The following is a 19,944-nucleotide window of genomic DNA, read 5'->3' as shown; positions in this document are numbered from 1 at the left end:
GTCTCTCTCAAGAACTCTGCCCATCGACTTCCTTTTTTACCTTGAATGTGGTTAAATATTGAATATGCCATCGTTTTCATCTCCTTGGTAAGGGTAGTAAGATTGGAAGTTCTGTGATAGGTACTTCCATTTTACAATGAAAACGGTGGCTTTTTTCTAATTATTTGACCTATTTACTATACTAGGCACCTTAAAAAGACATTTGTCCATCGCTGGTACCTGGCACTAAAAAGTGTAAAAGTTTTCACTTAGGACTTTCACTAATTGTCCTGTTCACTTGCATTTTGATAGTTTATAAGAAATCTAAACTATAATGGGAGGCTAAGATATAAATAATCAAGCAAAAGAAAAAGCTAATCAATCACACAGTTGCATATGATTGTTTGGCTTTTTTATTAGCTTAAAAACAAGTGGAATGGAGCGGAGAATTACTTCATTTATGGCCAAAATCAAATAGAATCATGGAGTGTTAGGACAAGACTCTTTCATTCATTTTGTCATAACGTAAACAAGGTGTTTAAGTAAAAGAAAGCTTCCCCTTCACTTTACTGCATTATATGGTGCCATCACTTCCAAAGCTTTTTCCACAAGATAATAATGAATGATAGAGAGCATTGCTTTTCCTGCATTTAGCATTGCCCTTTCGTCGAAATCAAATTTAGGATGGTGATGGGGATATGCAGCTCCTAAGTCTTCATTTCCTGCTCCAGTAAAGAAAAGCATACCTGGCTTTTCCTCCAGATAATTGGCAAAATCCTCACTGACTAACAGTGCTGGCACTTCTTCCACGTTCACTTCTGGCAGTGTATCTTTCGTGGATCTGGCAAATATCTCCGTCTCATTCGGATGATTATAAACCCCTGGGACTCCATGGAAATAGTCAAATTCATAATCTGCCTTTGAACTCAAGCATATTCCTTTGATTGCATCATTCATGGCTTCCTCTACTAATTGCTGCACTTCTTTTTCATATGTTCGCACCGTTCCTTTTAATATCGCAGAATCTGCTATTACATTGCTAGCATCCCCTGCATGAATGGAGCCAATAGTCACAACAGCTGTTTTTTGAGGGTTCACTCTTCGACTTACTATGTATTGAAGCTGATTGATCAGCTGACCAGCTACAGCAATAGAATCAATGGTATCATGCGGAGAAGAGCCATGACCGCCTTTTCCTTTAATTTTAATCTGGAATCCGTCTCCTGCTGCTGTTGTATACCCTTTCGTATAAGAAATCGTTCCAGTTGGGATTAAACTCCATAAGTGATTAGCGAAAATGGCATCTACTCCTTCGAGACAATTGTCCGCAATCATTTTTCTTGCTCCACCACCGCCTTCTTCAGCATGTTGAAAGAGGAGCACTACATTGCCAGCTAAGTCGTCTCTATTTTCTTGTAATACCTTACCAACTGCTAACAGGGTGGCAGTATGTCCATCATGTCCACATGCATGCATTACTCCGTCTACTTTTGATTTATACGGGACATCCTTTTCATCCTGAATTGGTAGTGCATCGAAATCTGCTCTTAACGCAATGGTTTTTCCAGGTTGTGTTCCCTTTATATAGCCTATAATTCCTATACCTCCAACATTTACCTTTCTCTCAATCCCATATTCCGATAAAAGAGATGCGATTAGCTTGGAAGTCTTATATTCCTGATTTGATAATTCAGGATACTGGTGCAAATATCTGCGCCATTCCACCATTTTGTCATACATTTCTTCTAATTGTACTTTCCAATTGTTTAGCATAATCCTTCCTCCTTCGTTCTGTTATTTTACACGTTAATACTATTTTAATATTCTCTATATTCAGAATATTTATTTTGTAGATAGTATAACGCGAAAAAGTCAAGAATACAATTTTATTTTACGAATGTCGAAGTATTTTTAGTTAGTAAGATTGATATTCATATGAAAAAAATAGGGCAGCACTTTAAAAAGATATGTTTGCCAATAATATAAATAAGAGAATCGGCAAATTGCTGATTCTCCTACTATTTTTATTAACCCTATCTGGTGATAAGCTTGTTATATAATCCCCTGTGCGATCATTGCATCTGCTACTTTAATAAAACCAGCAATATTAGCTCCAGCTACAAGATTTCCTATCGTCGCATAATCCTCTGCTGCTTTTATACTTTTACTATAAATATTTTTCATAATTTCTTGTAAGTTTTTGTCTACCTCATCCTGTGTCCAAGCTATTCTTGCACTATTTTGTGCCATTTCTAAAGCAGAAACTGCTACTCCACCTGCATTTGCAGCTTTAGCAGGTGCAAATAACACATTATGATGAATAAAGGTATCAACTGCTTCTAATGTAGAAGGCATATTTGCACCTTCTCCTACTGCATTTACACCATTAGAGATTAACTTTTCTGCCGCTTCCTTATTAAGCTCATTTTGTGTTGCACATGGCAATGCAATATCACATGGTATCCCCCAAATACCAGTATATCCTTCCTGATAAAGAGCATCTGGATGTTCTTTTACATATTCATAGATTCTCTTATTTTCTACTTCTTTTAATTGCTTTACTGTTTCTAGATTAATGCCATTGGGATCATATATGTAGCCATTTGAATCACTACAAGCTACAACCTTTGCTCCTAACTGTATCGCCTTCTCCATGGCATAAATAGATACATTTCCTGAACCTGACACAACAACTCTACTGTTATTAAAGTGTAGTCCTTGACTTTTTAGCATTTCTTCCACGAAATACACTAATCCGTATCCTGTCGCCTCTTTCCGCCCTAAGCTTCCTCCATAACCGACACCTTTTCCTGTTAAAACACCAGCTTCATAAGCACCTTTTAATCTTTTATATTGTCCAAACAGATAGCCAATTTCTCTTGCACCTACGCCAATATCTCCAGCAGGGACATCGATATCTGGTCCAATATACTTGCTAAGTTCTGTCATAAAGCTCTGACAAAAACGCATAATTTCTTGATCTGATTTGCCCTTAGGATCGAAATCGGAACCACCTTTCCCGCCACCTATCGGTTGACCAGTTAATGAGTTTTTAAAGATTTGCTCAAACCCTAGAAATTTAATAATGCTTGCATTAACAGAAGAATGAAATCTTAATCCTCCTTTATAAGGTCCAATCGCATTATTAAATTGGACACGATAGCCTCGGTTTACTTTTATAATTCCCGCATCATCTACCCAAGGTACTTTAAAGCTAATTAGTCGATCTGGTTCAAGCATTCTTTCTAATACAGCATGTTTAATATATGTTGGATTTTTTTCAAGTACAGGAACTAAAGAAACGAGGACTTCTTTAACTGCCTGCTGGAACTCCTTTTCGTGAGGATTGCGTTGTTGAACTTGAATAAACAACTCGTTAACGTAATCTGTCACGGTTTGTGTTTGAACCTCTTCTTTTTCCTCCAGCACTTTCATCCTTTTTCAGCCCCTAATGTTTTTAATGTTAGAATATTCTCTTTTCTAAAAGATGTTTTTATTTTATAATTTTATAATTAATAGTTTCAATACTAATTTCGGATTGAATTCATGCGTTATGCGCATGAGTGGAAAAGAGTGAAGATATGGAAATAAGACAAATTCAATATTTTTTAGAAGCTGCCAAAAGAGAACATATTACAGAAGCTGCCGATTCTTTGCATGTTGCGCAGTCATCTGTGAGTCGTCAGATTTTTAACTTAGAAACAGAATTAGGAGTAGAACTTTTTATACGTGAAGGGAGAAGCGTAAAATTAACGCCTCTAGGTAATGTTTTTTTTGAACGCATGAAGCAAGTATGGAGTATGATGGAAGACGCAAAAAGAGAAGTAGAGGAGTCCCTTGATCCTGAAAAAGGAACAGTTAGAATCGCATTTCCTATTAGCATGGCTGCTCATACCCTACCCTCCATCATTTATTCTTTTCGCACCCGTTATCCAGAAGCTAAATTCCATATGAGCAATGCCCTATATCACGATCTCATCGATGGAGTAATTAATGGGGAATTTAATTTGGCGATGATTGCGCCAATGCCGAATCGTGAAAAAGAAACTAAAATTAAAGGTGCGACATTATTTACAGAAAATATAGTCGCACTCCTTCCACTTCATCACCCTTTAAGTAAGCAAAAAGAAATCCAGTTAAAAGACCTAAAAGACGACTTTTTCTGTGTTTTGCCTGAAGGATTTGTATTTCGTGATCAAGTAGTTACAGCATGTCTTGATGCAGGTTTTTCACCACAGATTGCATTTGAGGGAAAAGATATTGATGCACTAAAAGGATTAGTATCTGCAGGATTGGGCGTTGCCTTAATGCCTGAAATGACTCTCGTAGATAACACACCACGGTCTACTTGCGTCATCCCCCTTTCAGATAACAATCTCACTCGAACCGTCGGTGTCATTTATCCCACCCATCGAAAACTTCTTCCAACAGAATTATTATTTTATCAGTTTCTTCTGGAGACATACGAAAGATTGAATGAGTTTAAAAAGTAAACAGCAAAAACAGAGTGTCTGACACTGTTAAAAGACATTTGTCTTGATTAGGTGCCTGACACTCTTATTACATTAATAAACTGATTCACTCTTTAATTCTCATATCTTTCATAAATACTACGTATCACAATCGTATTTACATAAGCAATTAAGGAAAAGCCAATAAACATGCAAAAGTATAAAAGGAACAAAAAAGAATAAATCGAAAATACAAAGGTTATAACAGGAATCATCGTCGTAAATATTAGGACTGTAAATGTTTTAATTGGATGTAAAAATGCAATCTTCCATGTATTTATGATAGAATTTTTTATTGAATTTTCAAATCTAGCGACATATGGAAAGATAAAGGTGAACAATAGTAAGTAAGCAAAAGTAAAAATAATGAGACTTAGTTTAACCAGCAATGACAAACTCCCTGTATATAGATTAAGGAAATAATAATCCAAGGAAAGGATAACACCTACTGCCAATACAATCATCCATATGATTGTACTTTGTTTGAAATTCTTTTTAAACGAATCGATGAATCCTTTGATGATAGAAACATCCTCATTTCTTACCATCTTCATTGTTATGGAATACATTGCTGTTATGGAAGATCCCATTGTAACAATTGGCAAACAACTGATAAGAAACACAGCATTTAAAACAAACAAATCAACTATTTTTGCTAAAAATCGATAAATGGGTCCATTCCATTCAAAAATATCATTCACCGTTTATCCATTCCTTTCTTAAATTATAGAGGTTATCTAGTTTTATAGATGTTGATACAATATTTGTTTTTTAATTGATACCCTCTTAATCTACGTTTGAAATATCACTTACTATTCCTTGACAGATCCGACTACAATTCCTGTAATAAAATATTTTTGTAGCATTGGATAGATTAATAGCAATGGGACACAGGAGACAACGATTTTGGCAGCATTAAGATTCTTGTTGGAAACTTCTCCTGCATTTGCTAAAGCACTTGAGGTTGCACCTGCTTTTAGCATATCTTCAATACTAATGGTTAGTGATTGTATATAGGTCATCAACGGATAATTGGATACTTTTGTCATATAAATTAATCCCGAGAAGAAATCATTCCAATTACCCACTATACTAAATAATGCAACCGTTGCTAAAGCTGGCATAGAAATCGGTATATATACTTTTATTAATACTTGTAACGGATTCGCACCATCCATTATGGCTGCTTCTTCTAATGATTTCGGTACACCTATAAAAAAGTTCATGACAAGGATGATGCTAAACACCTGCACTGCTCCAGGAAGCACTAATGCCCATATTGTATTTAGCATATCAAGATTTTTTACAACCAAATAGGTGGGAATCATTCCTCCGTTAAAAAGCATTGCAAAGATAAGTAAATTCATATAGATTCCTCTACCCCTAAACTCTCTTTTTGATTTAGAAAGAGGATAAGCCATTGTTACAATTAACACCATATTTATCACCAGTGATAAAAATACTCTTTGAACGGAAATACCAAAAGACCGCCAAAATTGTCCATCTTCCATGATCATTTTATATGCCTCAAATGTTGTATTAATTGGTGTAAGGCCAACTTTATTACTTGCTACTGCATCACTTCCACTAAAAGAAATCGCTACAATATTCCATAATGGAAGCAAGCAAGTCAGAGCAAGGAAAATGACGATTGCATAAATAGTAAATCGACCGATTCGTGCAGAAAAGCTTTTATTCTCTATCATGCGTTCTTCCCTCCTAGAACAATTTACGATCTGTAAATCTTTTAGCAGCATTATTTGCAGATAAAATTAAAATAATTCCTATCACCGATTTAAATAATCCTACTGCTGTACCAAAGCTATACTCGCGTCCCATTAATCCCACTCTGTAGACATAGGTATCTAATATGTCCCCTGATTCGTATACCATTGGTGAATAAAGATTATATACTTGATCAAATCCTGCATTTAATACATTAGGCAGACTTAATACAGCCAACAATAGAATAATTGGCAACATACCTGGAAGTGTAATATGCCAAATTCTCTTCCACCAATTGGCTCCATCTATGCTTGCAGCTTCATGAAGCCCAGGGTCAATAGCCGTTAGCGCTGCTAAATAAACAATCGAATTATATCCAAACTCTTTCCATACATCAGTCCCAATCATCAATGGTTGGAAAAGTGTATTACTCCCAAGAAAATTCAGCTTCTCTATGCCCAGGAAAGCTAGGATTTGATTAATCGTTCCATCCAGACTAAACATGTTTACTACAACAGTTGCAAGTACTACCCATGAAAGAAAATGTGGCAAATAAACAATCGTTTGGATAGATTTTTTTAGTATTTTCATTCTGATTTCATTTAATAAAATCGCAAAAACAATTGCCAATAAGGAACCTAATACTATTTTTCCGAGTGCAATAACTATCGTATTTCTGAACAGTTTACTTATATCAGGTAGAGAGAACATATACTTAAAATGTTCGAAACCAACAAATTCTGAGCCTGAGATTCCTTTTGCAGGCACATAGTCTTGAAACGCCATAATAACACCAAACATTGGTATAAAAGTAAAAATAATCAAAAAAATCATACCAGGAAGTAGCATCGAATGATAAAACAACTCTTCTTTTGTTACTATTTTTTTAGAATACTTCTTGTTGCTAGTTGGTAATGTACTTTTTTCATTTTCTGCTTTTACATGTGGTTGCTGAAACATAACATCCCCTCCTTACTTTGCAGCTGTTCTAACAATGACTTCTCTAATTACAGAAGGATACCCACTATTAGAACAGCTAAGTTTATATTCTATTTGTTCGCTAACTCCTCTTTAATTTCAGCAGCAATTTCATCTCCGCCTTGTTTCTTCCAATTTGCAACAAATGTATCGAAATAATCTAATGGTTTATTTCCTGTCACAATTTTAATGAAATCTTCTTCTTCCAATTTCAATAGGTTAGCACCCTTCTTTTCCATCGTTGGAGTGCTTCCAAAGAATACTGGAGTAGTCCAATTAAATTGCTCTTCTTTAGTAAACTTATCAATCATGCTCATACCTAGCATTCTAGAATGATATTTTGCCCATTCTGACGTCTCTGCACCTTCTGGATTCTCTTGATAAGCCATAACGCTTTGCGCATCAATTTTTAAACCTGCAGTAGGAATGTCATCAATAGAAATTTTCCCATCTACTGCTTCTTTAATATATTGATACTCATCTACTATATTTGTTGATTTATATACTTCAATGTTAAATGGTCTAGTTGAGCCGTCTACAGCTAATTCACCATACTTATAGATTTCTGGATAATCCTTTTGTAAATCATCTGCATTAATTATTTCATCATAAAATAAATTCAATATTTTGATTGCTAATTCTGGATGCTCATAATCTTTACGTACAACCATGAATTGTCCAGTCGGGTTATTATGGAATACATTTACTTTGCCGTTTTCTCCTTCGATTGCATAAGCAGCAAACTCAGCATTCTTATCCATCCCTCTCACTGTTGACAATCCCCAGTCCGGTATATGCCAAGGCCCTGTTATAATTCCCGTTTGGCTATTTGTAACAAGTGCCATAATATCATCCCAAGTTCTTGTACCAAACTGTGGATCGATGATACCTTTTTTAAACCAATCTGCCATTACTCCTAAAGCTTGTTTCGTCTCTTCTGTTGTAGAACCATTCACGATATTTCCTTTATCATCTTCTAACCACATACGAGGATGGGCATTAAAAACTCCAGCAATGCTAGTCATATTCAGACCACTACCCCCGTAATCACCCGCATTTAACCATGTAGCAAATGGAATTCCTACTGGATTTCCGGTGCCACCTGGATCATTTTCAATAAATGCTTTAGCTGTACGCTCCAATTCGGCTATAGTGATTTTGCTATCTCCGTCACTATCTAATTTAACCCCTAGTTTTTCCATCCAGTCTTTTCTAATCCAAACCATATTTGGCGCAGAGTCTCCAATGGTTGCTGGAATCGCCATTAGTTTCCCGTCAAATGTCGCATCCTCTAGACTGCGGTTATCATAAGTTCCATAAATATCCTTAATGTAATCGCTTGCATTTTCATCATAAACATCTGTCAAATCAGCAATTAGGTCATTTTCTACTAGCTCTTTTAGCTCTTCACGACTATCAACACGCATCATATCTGGCAACTCACCAGATGCAATAGCAAGTGCTACCTGACGACCATAATCTTCCCCTTCTGCTTCGAATTGATCCACTATCTTTGCATTTAATTTTTCTTCTACTAAACGTGTATAAGCATTATTTTCATATGTGTCGCCTTCAGGTAATTTAGAATTGGCAGCTGTTACACGTCCCATCGTTATAATTGTTTTCCCATCTTCTGTTTCGCTTTCTCCTGATGAAGAATTATCCATGCATGCTGCTAGTGATAGAGTTAGCGATGTTGCCATTAATCCCATTGCTGCGCGTTTCATTAACGTTTTGTAATTCATAAAGTCCCCTCCTATGGTCTATTTCTAAAAAAAATATCGTATAAGTTTGCCCAGCTTATTTTAAGCATAGTTAAAGTCTAATGGATTTTGAGAAGCAGGAATATATTAAATAAACCGTTTTCATGTACTTTTTTCCGGAAATTTTTCCAATTCAACATCGAGTTAAAAATCAATATGTTATAATCAACTAGAATTTTGTGCAGGAGGTATCATTATGTTTCGAATTTTAATAGCAGACGATGAAAAGGACGAACGAAGTGTCATCCGTTTTCTCCTTAATAAATTCCAGTTCGAACTCGATATTATAGAAGCTGCCAATGGAAAAGAGGCTGTTCAGTTATTAGAAAAAGATTCAATAGATATTCTTTTCACTGATGTAAAAATGCCTTTTGTAAATGGCATAGACTTAGCTGCAAAAGCAAAGGCACTAAATAAAGATATTCAAATTATATTTTTTAGTGGACATGACGATTTCAACTTTATCAAAAAGGCTCTATCGTTGCGAGCTGTTAATTATATATTGAAACCTGTAAGCCCGAATGAATTAAAACAAACAATGGCATCTGTTATCGAAAATATGGAGCAAAGAAGTTTGGAGTTAAAGCAAAAAGAAACGAATATCACTTTTCTTAAAAGTCATATACTATATCGGCTTTTAAATGGTACATCAATAGATGCTCTAATTAATGAATACCCTTTCATCAATATGGATTATTTAAAGGAATATTATCGAATGATACTCATTCAATTTGAAGAACCCTTTTTCGATAAATTACTTAAAGAAGAAACGTCCCTCTTTTTTGCTCAACTCAAACAATGCATGCAAGGGAATTCTTTTGATTATCTACATCTTAACCCTGATCAACTATTATTACTATTTACTGAAAAGCTTGAGCAAAAAAATATAAAGGAACTAGCCAGAAAAATTCATCAGGAGATTCTTTTATCGTTTAATATAATTGGATATATATCTATAAGTGAAGAAATTGCTTTACCGGAGAAAATTCCTGCACGATTTAAACAGATGGAAAATTACTTAGAAGATCGATTCTTTTATAAAGAAAACTATATTTATCCCATTGATTCAAATAAATTAGGATCCAATGACTATTTAGAACAGGACGAAGATCTCCTTCAAGCAATACAGAGAGCGATACAATATGTGGATACGTTCAGCTTTAACAAAAATATAGATACTCTCTTTCATAAATATAATAAAAAAAATCAGCTTTCCCATATTTATGTCCGGTTCTTATTTTCAAGATTGTTTCAAATTTTATGTCATGAATTGCCGCAATACAAGGAATCTATTCTAAATGAAAAAATCTCCGCTATCTATTCTTGTACACATTTTTCTGAAATAGAAAAAATAGTAGAAGAAGTAAAACTAAATATTCTAACCAGGCTCGAAGAAAAAGAACAATCTTCTAAACATGTCATTCCTATTGTAAAGCAATATATCAATGAACATTATCCAGAGGATTTAAGTCTGAATCTTCTTGCTGATAAGGTGTATCTATCCCCTCGCTATTTAAGCGAAGTATTTATTCAAGAAACTGGGTCTGGAATAAATAAATACATTAAACAGATTCGGATGGATTCTGCCAAAAATCTGTTGGTCCATACAAATATGAAAATTAATGATATTTGCAAGCAAGTAGGCTATCAAAATTTCTCCTACTTTGTCCGAAGCTTCCGAGAGAACTTTGGCCTAAGTCCTGAAAAATTCCGACAATCACATAGAGATGCGAAAGAGAAGAATGAAAAATGAAAAAGCTAATCCAATGGTTTAAAGATTTAAGATACCGTAGGAAAATACTAATCATTTGCTTATTATCTAGTCTATTACCTGTCACTGTATTAGGTAGCTATTGCTATTTTCAAATACAAAACCTATTAATCAGTCGAGAAAATGAGGTTTTGGAAGAATCCTTACATCAGACTATTCTTAGTTTAGATTACAAAATTAATTCTTATAGTGATGCAATGAGCCAGATTGTTTGGAATGAAAATTTAAAGAACGGGTTAACTGCCACTTATGATAATACATATGAAATGTATATCATGTATCGTGATCATCTGACACCACTAATCCTTAATGTGAAAAATTTACAAACAGATATTAATCGTATCACTGTATACAGTAATAATAACACCTTGTATCCACATGGAACATTTCTACGACCTCTCACAGATGTAGAAGAATCAGACTGGTTCCCATATGTTATTAATAGTGCTTCCGTACACTTGACCGCTTCCGCTGATAAACGCCGATTTGTAATTGTGAGTAAAATATTCGATTATAACGAAAATAATAGAAATATAGTTTATATGGACATTGATTATCAATCAGTCTTTAGTCCATTGTCCCATATATTTGAGGATTCTTACGGACTCATTATATTAGATGAAAACAAGCAACCAGTCTTTACCCATCAAGGCTTTAATGAGAATGACGAATCTCATCCATTAACAACGGAAGAATTGATAAATAAAATCACTGATGGTTCACTAAAGGACAAGTATGTTTATAAAAAAACTAGTTTTCAATCGAACCAATGGACTGCCTATTTATATAGACCTTTAGAGATTGTTTCTAAATCTACTACCCCTATCATGACTTTGGTTATTATCGTGATTGTTTTATGTATTATTATTCTCTATCTATCTATTTATTTTCTTTCGAAGGTGGTTGTTCGCCCATTAGAACTACTTGCTGCCAATATGAAGCAAATTGAAGAAGGTAATTTAATTGTAACTGTAACCCCATCCTCTAAGGATGAAATTGGAGATGTAATTGGCCAGTTTGGTAACATGGTGTATGAGCTTGAAGATATGATTAATGAAGTATACAAAAGTAAAATTGCCAAGCAAGAATATGAAATGAAAGCATTACAAGCACAGATTAATCCGCATTTCTTTTATAATAGTCTTTCCCTTATTAACAGTAAGGCGATTCTTGTAGAACAAGAAGAAATTAGTGAGATGGCGCAGCTACTCTCCACATTTTATCGGACCACGTTAAATAAGGGAAAAAATACGATAACGGTTAAAGATGAGCTAGCAAATACCGTATCTTATATGAAAATACAACAAATGATGCATAGTAATTCCTTTGATATTTCTATTGATGTAGATAATCAAATTCTTGATTATTCAATGATTAATCTACTGCTTCAACCCTTAGTAGAAAATGCCATCAATCATGGAATAGACCATAAAGTGGATATCGAAAAAGGTAAGGTAACAATTATCGGAAAACAAACAGATACTTACTTGATAATTACTATACTTGATAACGGGCCAGGAATGAATCCAGAAGTATTAGATAACATTCTTACTACCAAAACAAAAGGGTATGGAGTACAAAATGTCCACAATCGGATAAAGTTAACCTATGGGGAAGAATATGGTCTGTTCTATACAAGTGAGTTGGGGAAGGGAACTTCAGTAGACGTTCGGATACCAAAATTTTTTTAGAAAATTCAAACAAAAAGCACCTGATACCATAAAAGAAAGAACGCTAAGTTCATTTGTGGTTTCGGGTCCTTTTTATTTATTCCTCTAATCTATCTATCACCATATATACATTGTACCAACTTATCCTTTCCCCTTCTCCTTCATCTCCCTAATACACGAATAACAATACCCCAGCTCCCGCTCAAATTTATACCACTTTTCACACTTCAAGCATTTTTTATGTAAAACTTCGTTTATCAGTAAATCATAACCATAGTATGTCATTACTTTTTCGATTTTCAGTATCTGCCCCTTTCTTTTCATCACCCTCTGCTAAATTATGCAATCGCTTGAAATAGGTGATAGCCCAAAAGGATTTTTTCTGCAAAAAAAGGGGATTAACCTGTTTATAAAAGAAATGCACTCCAATACTTTAAATCAGAGTGCATTTCTTTCACTTTATTAATGCTGTTTATTAGGCAGTTTTTCTTCTGGATGTCCTTTGCCATGCTTTTTGTTTTTCTCTTGCTTCTTTTGATCATTTTTCAATTTTTTAACAAACTGATTCGTATCTTCCATTATTATCCCTCCTACAAATGTTCATGTTATTTTATCCCATTAACAAACTTTACATTCTTTCAAATTCTTTCTTTTCTCTGGGGCATACATTGTAAAACGAATATTTAGCAAAATAAAAAAATTCCTTTCTCTTTGGATTAGCGTCACATGCTCAGTCTATTTCAATAGCTCTAGTTACTTGTTTGCCACAATTTTTACAGTTTTCTTGTAAAGCAATGGCAATTTTTGTTTCTTCGCTTAAATAATATTCTATTTGAACGATATCAATGCAGGAACTCCTCCATACATTTCTTATTAATTCACTAAACTCTTCACCTTCGCCACCCCTAGGGCATAATGATCAAAGAATATATTCTCAACCATTTCTCCTTGTGACTCTTCACAATCCACAATTACGATTACTTCTGAATGAATTCCCTTTAACAATCGCTTTCTCTTTTTTATGACTATTTCTGTAAAAAAGCGAATCCCAACTCCAATAAGAAAACCGACCGCGGCTCCTATTAACCCCCAATAAATCGGTCCTAATCTAAGCTTAAACCCTATACTTGCCCCAATAACAGAAAAAGCAGTAGCTAGTGCTGCTCCAATATCAATAAAAGAGGTTCCATCTGATAGATGAATATTATCAAAAAGTTTACGTTCTCCTGTTTGATTATCTAAAGGAAGAATAAATATACTCTCCTTCTTAATCCCCTTTTTCTCTAGCGTACTAATAGCCATTTCTATAAAACTCGAATGTTCAAATGTTGAAAATACTTGCATTATGACTTCACCTTTTGCCCTTTTAATACTTTAAATGACGGTGATTGATAATTTTCTTTAAAATAAAAGCGCTGTTCTTTATCATAAAGTTTATTGTTTTCTACGGTGTTTATATAGGAATCAAACGTAGCAAATCCATAAATCGACGGGAAAAACAACAACCATTCAGCATCTAATGCCGATGTAGCTTGTTTTATTTCCCCTAAAAACAATAGGGAAATGGCTTCAAGTCCATGAGATAAATAAAAAAATACTACCACCCAAATAATCACAAAAAATGCAGTGACAATTCTATGTATATATAATTGACCTAATCCTGGCACAAAAAGTGACCATATAATTGCCATAAAAGGATTCCTCTTATCGAGATAGTTGATTTCCATTACACCGATACTAAAAGAATTGAACCGATGCTCCTCCCGCTCTGCCAATACAAACACTTTATTCAAATCTACTGTCGTTCGATAGCTATCCCAAATAGCGAAGATATATACTGGAATATAAATGAGCAGCCATCTTGTATCAAGAACTTCTTTAGCCTTGTCAATCTCTCCTTGAAACGAATAAATCATAGCTAAATTCAAATGACTGTTAACATTTACTATAACTTCCCAAATAAATAAAACAAACCCTCGTAGATATTTTGATAAAAGAAGATGTCCGAATCCAGGAAAAGCAGCACTCCACCACCCTATGATATAAGGATTTCGCAGGTGAATTTGTGTCGTTCCGAGAACACTAACATGCGCCCTAAACCTTCTAGCTGTATTGTCATTTGTAAAATTATCCATAATTAAATTCACCTTGTTTTTCTTCATATATTACAAAGGAATAATAACTTGGTGTTATTTTTGTCTAAAATATGAAAGTTCATCCATGATTTAACTTTTTTAGTACAATAGAACTAAAAGAAAATAGAAAGGAAGATTAAAATTGATAGGAATTTTTGCATTATTACTATTTTTAGTTATCGCTAATCGCTTCTACCCAACAATAAAGGGTTTTATTGGGGAAATGAGGGTAAATAAACTTTTATCCAAATTGGAATTTCCATACAAGCAATGGAGAGATTTATATGTTCCAAATAGTAAAAGAGGCATGTCTCAAATAGATCATGTTCTGTTTGGTAAAAATGCTTTATTTATAATAGAGACCAAAAACTATCAAGGATGGATTTATGGAAGTGAAAATAGTCAGACGTGGACACAAGCTATTTATAAGAAAAAACATAAATTCAAAAATCCAATTTGGCAAAATTATGGACATATTCAAGCTATAAAGGAGTATCTTTCTGAAGAAATCCCAGAAAACTTTCCTATTTACTCTATTATCGTATTTAGTAATGAAGCAACATTAAAATACAAAACACCTTTTAAAAAAGCATCTGTCATAAATAACCGGAAACTTCTCTCTACTATAAAAGAACTGGATGTACCTTTCATTCAAGAAACAATTAATCGAGATACTATCGAAAACAAGTTAAATAGTTTATTAATTTCTGATAAAAAACAAAAGAAAAAAGTAGCAAAAAATCATATTAAGTCGATACAGTCTGAAGTAAAAACAAATAAAAAGAAAGTAAAACAAAATATTTGTCCCCATTGTGGCAACTCACTTGTTCAACGTAAGGGAAAAAATGGCCCCTTTACTGGTTGTAGTAATTTTCCCAAATGTAGATATACAAAAGCTATATGACCTATGTAAAACTTCAAAACACCATTGGAATTTTATGCTAAAATATATCTTAGAAATAAAACGAACTTTACAAAGGGGAGAACGAAATGTCTCAAGCATTAATATTTGATATGGATGGCACGCTTTTTCAAACAGATAAAATTTTAGAAATATCCCTTAATGATACTTTTAATCACTTGCGCTCTCTTCATTATTGGGAAGGAGCTACCCCCATTCAAACATATCGTGAAATTATGGGTGTTCCATTACCGATCGTTTGGGAAACATTATTACCTAATCATTCTATCGAGGTAAGAGAACAAACGGATGCTTATTTTCTTAAACGATTGGTTACAAATATAAAGAATGGAAAAGGTGCATTATACCCAAATGTAAAAGAAATTCTCTCCTATTTGAAAGAAAATAACTTTTCCATTTACGTAGCTAGTAATGGCTTAATAGAATATTTACATGCCATTGTAGAATTCTATCAATTAAATAATTGGCTTACAGAGACATATAGTATTCAACAAATTGCATCACTGAATAAATCAGATCTTGTTCGTAGTATCATAGCCAAACACGGAATAACTAGTGCTGCTGTTGTCGGTGACCGACTTTCTGATATTAAGGCTGCCAAAGAGAATGGACTAATTTCTATCGGCTGTAATTTTGATTTTGCTAGAGAAGATGAAATTAGCCAGGCTGCTATCGTTATTGATGATTTATTGGAGTTAAAATCAATTATACCGAAATTATTCACCTATCCAGTTAACGAACTTCTACATAATATATAAGAGATTAATAGGACTAGGACTAATAATCCTACTGCGGAATCTATAAAGCTATAGAACAAATAGCTGCCTTATTTGGCAGCTTAGCTATTAAACATATTGTTCCTTATTATCAAATTGCATCCCGTTTCAATTCTTTACAATTTCAGCAATACTCATAAAGCTGTTTGTGCGAATCCCCCATAAATCAACGTTTCCAATAAATTCGTAATTTTGTTGACTTAACAATGTTTCTAAGCTTTCTTTCCGTTCCTCATAGGGCAATTTGTATTCATCTATTAAATGCGCTTCGTCTCCTACTATTTCATAATAACTAAATAAAATGGAGTAACCCATCAAAACTATCTCCCCTTTTTCCCATCGTACAATGTATTCAATTAAATACATTAATTTATTTCTATACAAAACATAGATTTTCATATTTATGTTACTTAGTATAATGTTGTAAAGTAAACTGAATATAAACTTCTAAAAATTTATTTTCAGTTTACATTTTGCTTTTAAAATTAGGATAACTTATAGCTATGGAGGCATTTGATGTTTAAAATATTAGTGGTGGAAGATGACAAAAATACAAGAAAATTAATGTGTGCTGTCTTAAAACAGTATGGGTATCAAACTTTTGATGCTCAAGATGGAATGGAAGCTCTTTGTATGATGGAAAAAGAACATGTTGATTTAGTAGTTCTTGATTTAATGATGCCGAAAATGGATGGCTATGAATTAACGCGACAGCTTAGACAATCATGGGAGACTCTCCCTATATTAATGGTTACTGCAAAACAAGAACCAAAAGATAAAAGGAAAGGGTTTCTTGTCGGTACCGATGATTATATGACTAAACCTGTGGATGAAGAAGAAATGGTGCTTCGTATTAAAGCTCTTTTACGGAGAGCTAAAATTGCTAATGAACATAAGCTTACAGTGGGTAAAACGGTACTTGATTATGATGCACTTACCGTATCCCGGGGTGATCTCGTTTTTACGTTGCCACCTAAAGAATTTTTCTTATTGTTCAAACTACTATCCTATCCAAATATGATTTTCACACGCATTCAGCTCATGGATGAGATTTGGGGGATGGAATCTGAAACAGATGATCGCACACTTAATGTTCATATAAACCGGTTAAGAGACCGGTTGCGAGATATTCCAGAATTTGAAATTGTGACTGTTCGCGGACTAGGCTATAAGGGAGTGAAAACAGGATGAGAGATTTCTTTACCAAACGATTAAGTCTTGCTATCACATTAGTTATGTTTGTCTTTAGTGTAATGGTTGCAACGGTATTGGTAGCTGCCATGATTACTTTTGCCTTACAGCATTTAGGAATTATCTCAAAGAATAGTCAGCTTCCTTTATTTCCCTTAGTCGCTTTTTTAGGCTTCTGTATATTACTTGGAACTTCCTTAACAGCCTTTCTCAGTAAAAAGGCATTAAACCCTATTCGAACCGTAATCGATGCTACACATAAAGTTGCTGATGGTGATTTTACGGTGCAAGTAAACATAAAAGGAATAGGAGAATTAGAAGAATTATCCCAAAGCTTCAATAAAATGACTCAAGAGCTTTCCGGAATTGAAACATTACGAAGTGATTTTGTAAATAATTTTTCACATGAATTCAAAACCCCTATTGTATCTTTACGTGGGTTCGCAAAATTACTAAAAGAAAATAATTTAACAGAAGAAGAGCGACAAGAATACCTAGATATTATCATAACCGAGTCGGAGCGGTTAGCGGCACTTTCTACAAATGTACTGGCACTTTCAAAGTATGAAAATCTTGAAATTATTACCGATAAAGCGCCATTTCGATTGGACGAGCAAATACGAAAAACAATCGTCTTAATGGAACCAAAATGGGCTGCCAAAGAAATTAATATTAACGTCGAACTAGATGAAGTGACCTATAGTGGCAATGAAGATTTAACGCAACAAATTTGGTTAAACCTTTTGGATAATGCTATTAAGTTTTCAAATGGTGGGGGCTTGATACAAATAACCCTTACAAAGACAAAGGAAGAAATTTGTTTTATAATCCAAGATAATGGATCTGGTATGGATAAGCATACAAAAGCACATCTCTTCGATAAATTTTATCAAGGAGATACCTCTCATTCCAAATCAGGCAATGGGCTAGGATTAGCACTTGTAAAGCGAATTGTGCAACTATGTCATGGAGAGATTTATGTTGAGAGTGAAAAAGATTGTGGTAGCATCTTTATCGTTCGAATATAAGTACTTCCCTCTTTCCTTTTGCTTTTTCCATAGACAAGAGAGATATTTTAATAGTGAAAATTTATGTTTTTTATAAAAAAGAAACAGGCACCAATTGCTTTGGTACCTGTTTTTTCTCTCTTCAATATTATCCCCAAATTTCTTTTGCCACATCAACAATGTATTTCAATTTATTCCATTGCTCTTCTTCTGTCAATTTATTTCCATGATGAGTGGAAGCAAATCCACATTGTGGACTGATACAAATCTGCTCAAGAGAAACGTACTTAGAAGCTTCTTCTACACGTGCTTTGATAGCTTCCTTATCTTCTAATTCTCCACTTTTTGAAGTGAATACTCCTAAAACTACTTGCGCTCCACCATTTGGTACAAACTCAAGTGGTTTGAAACCACCAGAACGTTCATCATCATACTCTAAGAAGAAACCATCTACTTTTTCCTTGGCAAAGAAGCTAGGCGCAATTTTGTCATATGGACCTTCAAATGCCCAAGTAGATTGATAGTTTCCACGGCATAGATGTGTTGTAACGATTAAATCTTCTGGTTTTCCTTCTAGAACACCATTAACTACACGTAAAGCTAAATCGATTAATTCTTGTCTTTCTAACTCACTTTTTGCAAATGGTAATTCTGGAGCACAAAGTCCTGCAATATAAACATCGTCAAATTGTAAATAACGACACCCAGCTTCATAAAATGCTTGAACTGCATCACGATATGCTTGGATAACATCGTTTGCATAATCTGCAAGCTCCGGATAGATTTCTTCATTACGAATTCCTGCATTGAAAAATTGATTTGGACTTGGGATTGTCATTTTGGCAACGGCACGATCTCCCACAATCTCATAAAATTCCTTGAAATCTTTAAGATGAGGATGATCAGGATTAAAAGATACTTTTCCTGTAACTCGTACGTCATATGCTTCTGTTTCAACCCCATTAAATTTATAACCGTGGTCAGGTACATAACCTTCTACACCATTTAAATGCTCCATGAAATCAGTATGCCAGAAGCGACGACGAAACTCACCATCTGTAACTGCTTGAAGACCAACTTCTATTTGTTTATCGACAATTCGTTTGATTTCTTCTGTTTCTACTGCACGTAGTTCTTCTGCAGTAATAACTCCATCAGCAAACTTCTTTCTAGCATCATGAATTGATTGTGGACGAAGCAAACTGCCTACATGATCTGCTCTAAATGGTGCCTTAATAATCGTTTTTGTCATTTGAATCCTACCTCCGTAAATTTCTTCTCTCTTTTTTTTGTTTGGATTTTTCTAAAAAACAAATTATTATGTATAGAAAAATCTCCTTTGTGGATCATACATAACTAATTTCCACACCTTGCTTAGTTATAAATAAATGTAACATGAAAACAAGCATTCGGAAACACACAAAATTTTAATTCTTGTGATTATTTAAAACTTTTCTAGTAATTCTACACTATTTCGAAAAAGAATACTAGAAGAAACAAAAAATAGACGCAAGCT

At 34.1% G+C, this 19,944-nt stretch carries 17 protein-coding genes and 1 pseudogene; 7 read left to right on the top strand and 11 right to left on the bottom strand.

Features of this window, described 5'->3' with window-relative positions:
- Positions 1–540: 540 nt before the first annotated feature.
- Together QQZ16_RS15325 and gdhA are read right to left on the bottom strand one after the other, a co-directional pair.
- Positions 541–1,752, bottom strand: a complete 1,212-nt coding sequence (locus QQZ16_RS15325) for an amidohydrolase (RefSeq protein WP_235252648.1) — start codon at positions 1,750–1,752, stop codon at positions 541–543.
- A gap of 279 nt (positions 1,753–2,031) precedes the next feature.
- Positions 2,032–3,414 carry an NADP-specific glutamate dehydrogenase gene (gdhA, locus tag QQZ16_RS15320; RefSeq protein ID WP_284561495.1) on the bottom strand — a complete coding sequence of 461 codons (1,383 nt, stop codon included), beginning with the start codon at positions 3,412–3,414 and terminating at the stop codon, positions 2,032–2,034.
- Positions 3,415–3,560: 146 nt separating this feature from the next.
- Here gdhA and QQZ16_RS15315 point away from each other — a divergent pair, with 146 nt between their 5' ends.
- Complete coding sequence (locus QQZ16_RS15315) at positions 3,561–4,472, top strand: LysR family transcriptional regulator (RefSeq protein ID WP_031536438.1); 912 nt, start codon at positions 3,561–3,563, stop codon at positions 4,470–4,472.
- A 92-nt stretch (positions 4,473–4,564) separates the two neighbouring features.
- On the opposite strand, the gene QQZ16_RS15310 is transcribed toward QQZ16_RS15315, so the two are convergent.
- The 4 genes from QQZ16_RS15310 to QQZ16_RS15295 all read right to left on the bottom strand — a co-directional run bounded on the left by QQZ16_RS15310 (position 4,565) and on the right by QQZ16_RS15295 (position 8,938).
- Positions 4,565–5,191: a YesL family protein gene (locus QQZ16_RS15310; RefSeq protein ID WP_235252645.1), complete on the bottom strand. Its 627-nt coding sequence runs from the start codon at positions 5,189–5,191 to the stop codon at positions 4,565–4,567.
- Positions 5,192–5,302: 111 nt separating this feature from the next.
- Positions 5,303–6,196 carry a carbohydrate ABC transporter permease gene (locus tag QQZ16_RS15305; RefSeq protein ID WP_235252644.1) on the bottom strand — a complete coding sequence of 298 codons (894 nt, stop codon included), beginning with the start codon at positions 6,194–6,196 and terminating at the stop codon, positions 5,303–5,305.
- Positions 6,197–6,209: 13 nt separating this feature from the next.
- Positions 6,210–7,064, bottom strand: coding sequence for an ABC transporter permease (locus tag QQZ16_RS15300; protein ID WP_284561496.1), 855 nt, complete (start codon positions 7,062–7,064; stop codon positions 6,210–6,212).
- 200 nt (positions 7,065–7,264) lie between these two features.
- Positions 7,265–8,938, bottom strand: a complete 1,674-nt coding sequence (locus QQZ16_RS15295) for a sugar ABC transporter substrate-binding protein (RefSeq protein WP_284561494.1) — start codon at positions 8,936–8,938, stop codon at positions 7,265–7,267.
- A 214-nt stretch (positions 8,939–9,152) separates the two neighbouring features.
- On the opposite strand from QQZ16_RS15295, the gene QQZ16_RS15290 reads away from it, so the two are divergent.
- Complete coding sequence (locus QQZ16_RS15290; protein ID WP_284561493.1) at positions 9,153–10,709, top strand: response regulator transcription factor; 1,557 nt, start codon at positions 9,153–9,155, stop codon at positions 10,707–10,709.
- Positions 10,706–12,418 carry a sensor histidine kinase gene (locus QQZ16_RS15285; RefSeq protein ID WP_284561492.1) on the top strand — a complete coding sequence of 571 codons (1,713 nt, stop codon included), beginning with the start codon at positions 10,706–10,708 and terminating at the stop codon, positions 12,416–12,418. The genes QQZ16_RS15290 and QQZ16_RS15285 overlap by 4 nt, the downstream gene beginning before the upstream one ends.
- 441 nt (positions 12,419–12,859) lie before the next feature.
- Here the strand turns inward: QQZ16_RS15285 and QQZ16_RS15280 are convergent, their stop codons facing one another.
- The 3 genes from QQZ16_RS15280 to QQZ16_RS15270 form a co-directional block, all read right to left on the bottom strand.
- A complete protein-coding gene (locus QQZ16_RS15280; protein ID WP_235252640.1) occupies positions 12,860–12,976 on the bottom strand; it encodes a DUF4023 family protein in 117 nt (38 codons plus the stop codon).
- A gap of 294 nt (positions 12,977–13,270) precedes the next feature.
- Complete coding sequence (locus QQZ16_RS15275) at positions 13,271–13,741, bottom strand: hypothetical protein (protein ID WP_284561491.1); 471 nt, start codon at positions 13,739–13,741, stop codon at positions 13,271–13,273.
- Positions 13,741–14,532: a hypothetical protein gene (locus QQZ16_RS15270; protein ID WP_284561490.1), complete on the bottom strand. Its 792-nt coding sequence runs from the start codon at positions 14,530–14,532 to the stop codon at positions 13,741–13,743. Before QQZ16_RS15270 ends, QQZ16_RS15275 begins: the two co-directional genes overlap by 1 nt.
- A 142-nt stretch (positions 14,533–14,674) precedes the next feature.
- On the opposite strand from QQZ16_RS15270, the gene QQZ16_RS15265 reads away from it, so the two are divergent.
- Positions 14,675–15,436, top strand: a complete 762-nt coding sequence (locus QQZ16_RS15265; RefSeq protein WP_051640930.1) for an NERD domain-containing protein — start codon at positions 14,675–14,677, stop codon at positions 15,434–15,436.
- Between the two features lie 71 nt (positions 15,437–15,507).
- Positions 15,508–16,212 (top strand): annotated as a pseudogene (locus tag QQZ16_RS15260) (HAD hydrolase-like protein); the annotation flags it as partial.
- A gap of 126 nt (positions 16,213–16,338) precedes the next feature.
- On the opposite strand, the gene QQZ16_RS15255 reads toward QQZ16_RS15260, so the two are convergent.
- Positions 16,339–16,545: a hypothetical protein gene (locus QQZ16_RS15255; RefSeq protein WP_048718446.1), complete on the bottom strand. Its 207-nt coding sequence runs from the start codon at positions 16,543–16,545 to the stop codon at positions 16,339–16,341.
- A 201-nt stretch (positions 16,546–16,746) separates the two neighbouring features.
- Here QQZ16_RS15255 and QQZ16_RS15250 point away from each other — a divergent pair, with 201 nt between their 5' ends.
- Entirely contained in the window at positions 16,747–17,421 is a 675-nt protein-coding gene (locus QQZ16_RS15250) for a response regulator transcription factor (RefSeq protein WP_284561489.1), read from the top strand.
- A complete protein-coding gene (locus QQZ16_RS15245; protein ID WP_048718448.1) occupies positions 17,418–18,449 on the top strand; it encodes a HAMP domain-containing sensor histidine kinase in 1,032 nt (343 codons plus the stop codon). Before QQZ16_RS15250 ends, QQZ16_RS15245 begins: the two co-directional genes overlap by 4 nt.
- A gap of 127 nt (positions 18,450–18,576) precedes the next feature.
- Here the strand turns inward: QQZ16_RS15245 and QQZ16_RS15240 are convergent, their stop codons facing one another.
- The gene (locus tag QQZ16_RS15240; protein ID WP_031536404.1) at positions 18,577–19,680 is read right to left on the bottom strand and encodes a 5-methyltetrahydropteroyltriglutamate--homocysteine S-methyltransferase; all 1,104 of its coding nucleotides are present in this window, start codon (positions 19,678–19,680) and stop codon (positions 18,577–18,579) included.
- Positions 19,681–19,944: the final 264 nt, after the last annotated feature.

It is taken from the genome of Bacillus sp. T2.9-1, assembly GCF_950097965.1.
Classification (GTDB): Bacteria; Bacillota; Bacilli; order Bacillales; family Cytobacillaceae; genus Niallia; species Niallia hominis.
Note: the sequence above shows the minus strand (reverse complement) of the source record. Positions and strands in the feature narration are given on the sequence as shown.

Bases quoted from the DNA above. Each gene is read 5' to 3' on its own strand.
- QQZ16_RS15325 (WP_235252648.1), bottom strand. From the start codon at position 1,752: ATGCTAAACAATTGGAAAGTACAATTAGAAGAAATGTATGACAAAATG.
- gdhA (WP_284561495.1), bottom strand. From the start codon at position 3,414: ATGAAAGTGCTGGAGGAAAAAGAAGAGGTTCAAACACAAACCGTGACA.
- QQZ16_RS15315 (WP_031536438.1), top strand. From the start codon at position 3,561: ATGGAAATAAGACAAATTCAATATTTTTTAGAAGCTGCCAAAAGAGAA.
- QQZ16_RS15305 (WP_235252644.1), bottom strand. From the start codon at position 6,196: ATGATAGAGAATAAAAGCTTTTCTGCACGAATCGGTCGATTTACTATT.
- QQZ16_RS15300 (WP_284561496.1), bottom strand. From the start codon at position 7,064: ATGCTACTTCCTGGTATGATTTTTTTGATTATTTTTACTTTTATACCA.
- QQZ16_RS15295 (WP_284561494.1), bottom strand. From the start codon at position 8,938: ATGAATTACAAAACGTTAATGAAACGCGCAGCAATGGGATTAATGGCA.
- QQZ16_RS15290 (WP_284561493.1), top strand. From the start codon at position 9,153: ATGTTTCGAATTTTAATAGCAGACGATGAAAAGGACGAACGAAGTGTC.
- QQZ16_RS15285 (WP_284561492.1), top strand. From the start codon at position 10,706: ATGAAAAAGCTAATCCAATGGTTTAAAGATTTAAGATACCGTAGGAAA.
- QQZ16_RS15280 (WP_235252640.1), bottom strand. From the start codon at position 12,976: ATGGAAGATACGAATCAGTTTGTTAAAAAATTGAAAAATGATCAAAAG.
- QQZ16_RS15275 (WP_284561491.1), bottom strand. From the start codon at position 13,741: ATGCAAGTATTTTCAACATTTGAACATTCGAGTTTTATAGAAATGGCT.
- QQZ16_RS15270 (WP_284561490.1), bottom strand. From the start codon at position 14,532: ATGGATAATTTTACAAATGACAATACAGCTAGAAGGTTTAGGGCGCAT.
- QQZ16_RS15255 (WP_048718446.1), bottom strand. From the start codon at position 16,545: ATGGGTTACTCCATTTTATTTAGTTATTATGAAATAGTAGGAGACGAA.
- QQZ16_RS15250 (WP_284561489.1), top strand. From the start codon at position 16,747: ATGTTTAAAATATTAGTGGTGGAAGATGACAAAAATACAAGAAAATTA.
- QQZ16_RS15245 (WP_048718448.1), top strand. From the start codon at position 17,418: ATGAGAGATTTCTTTACCAAACGATTAAGTCTTGCTATCACATTAGTT.
- QQZ16_RS15240 (WP_031536404.1), bottom strand. From the start codon at position 19,680: ATGACAAAAACGATTATTAAGGCACCATTTAGAGCAGATCATGTAGGC.